This is a genomic window from Geofilum rhodophaeum (genome assembly GCF_002210225.1).
GTDB classification, from domain to species: domain Bacteria; phylum Bacteroidota; class Bacteroidia; order Bacteroidales; family Marinilabiliaceae; genus Geofilum; species Geofilum rhodophaeum.
In genome coordinates this window covers 1-1,595 of the sequence record NZ_MWUJ01000058.1, presented here as the reverse complement: position 1 = coordinate 1,595, position 1,595 = coordinate 1, and the positions used below count along the sequence as shown (strand labels likewise).

General features: G+C 44.3%; 1 protein-coding gene. It reads right to left on the bottom strand.

Annotated elements, in window-relative coordinates; genetic code table 11:
- Positions 1-92: 92 nt before the first annotated feature.
- Positions 93-1,511, bottom strand: a complete 1,419-nt coding sequence (locus B4W65_RS16995) for an AAA family ATPase (protein ID WP_088656352.1) — start codon at positions 1,509-1,511, stop codon at positions 93-95.
- Positions 1,512-1,595 lie beyond the last annotated feature (84 nt).

Here is a 1,595-nt window from a genome sequence, read left to right as displayed (position 1 = left end):
TTGTCCAATAAAGGGGAAGTCTACACCCCCGGTCGGTACGCAGGCAGTCGTGCTCAAAAACCGTAATATGTGAAAGGCGCTTACCCAAAGACTTACTTTCTTAAAAGTATATTAATGGCTGAGCTGAACTCTTCCTCATTCATTTTTACCACATCTTTTAGTCGGAGCACCCTGCGCTCAATCAAGGAACTGCTGTCGTATTCCGGATAATCCGCAAAAACATCCTCCTCCAAACCGTTTTGGACATCCTCCATAAAGCCTCTTCCCAGGATGAGCCCAATCTTCCCAAAATCACCGTAAAAGTACTCCTGAAGCAAGGGTAGAATTTTGTTCTGGAAAGCCTTCTTTAAATCAGACACAGTGTTGATGTTCATAAAATAGCTGTGCCCAATCATATGATCTTTGTCCATTAGTTGCTCAATGCGCCTATTGATCACCTTTAAAAGCACCGCCAAATCAATCCCGCCAATCACCCCCTCACTGGTCTTATCCACCGACTTAATCAGGTGTGGCTTCGGAGGCATCTCAATAAAACTAAATCGTCGGCGCAAAGCAGTATCCAGTGCCTCCACACTGCGATCAGCCGTATTCATCGTGCCAATAATGTATAAATTGTTTGGAATACTGAACTTGGTTTTTGAATACGGAAGCGTCACAAAAAGCGCATTCTCTTCCCCCTCCCTTTTGTCCTCCTCAATCAGCGTAATAAGCTCACCAAAAATCTGTGAAATATTACCCCGATTAATCTCATCAATAAACACCGCATAATTTTGATCCGGGTCCTTCCTCGCTTTTAGGCACATCTTTTTAAATACCCCATCTTCAATCTTGTAAGTGAGTTCGTTCTCCCCCTCATTAAAATTCGGTTTAATACCCTCCACAAAATCTTCATAAGTAAAGGACTGATGGAAAGTCACAAACTCATACCTTCTGATCTCATCCACCGCCTCCTGATTGAAACCCTTCACCGTATTATGATACTCCAGCAGTTCAGGAGCTTGTTGAGCAAGCTCCTCGTTAACAACCTCCCAAAGCTTATCGTCCGTCTTATTAAAAATAAGCGGCGCCCCCTTTTTGCTCACCTTCACGTTTTCGCAAGACTCCACCGTATGGCTTTGCAGCTGCCCCCAAATCGTTTGGGCAATAGTCGTTGAATTGGAGAGCGACGTTTTAAGTTGCAGCAACTCATGATTGTTGATATCCGAAACCCTGCACTTGCCAAGATCCAACAGCACCAGTGCAATAATCTCCCACCACGATTTGTCAGCGACAAACGACCTCAGAAACTTCTCCCGCGAAACCGACGCCTTTTTTGAAGTAAACTTGTTGAAATAGTAAGTGCTGAGCTCATAAGTCTTTCCCGTGCCCGGAGGGCCAAACAGAATCACGTTCAGATTCTCCGTCAATGATTCCGAAATCCCCTTTTGCACAGCGTCCATACTGTCTCCCTTTACATTTTTAGGAGAGTTGGCCAGCAAAAGAGGTTTTTCCGGCGCAAAGTAATTGATCATCTTTTGGTAATCAAACTCCGAAGACCTTAAGCTTACACGGTCCTTATAATAGGTCTTATGTAAGCATTCGGCCTAGTACGTATT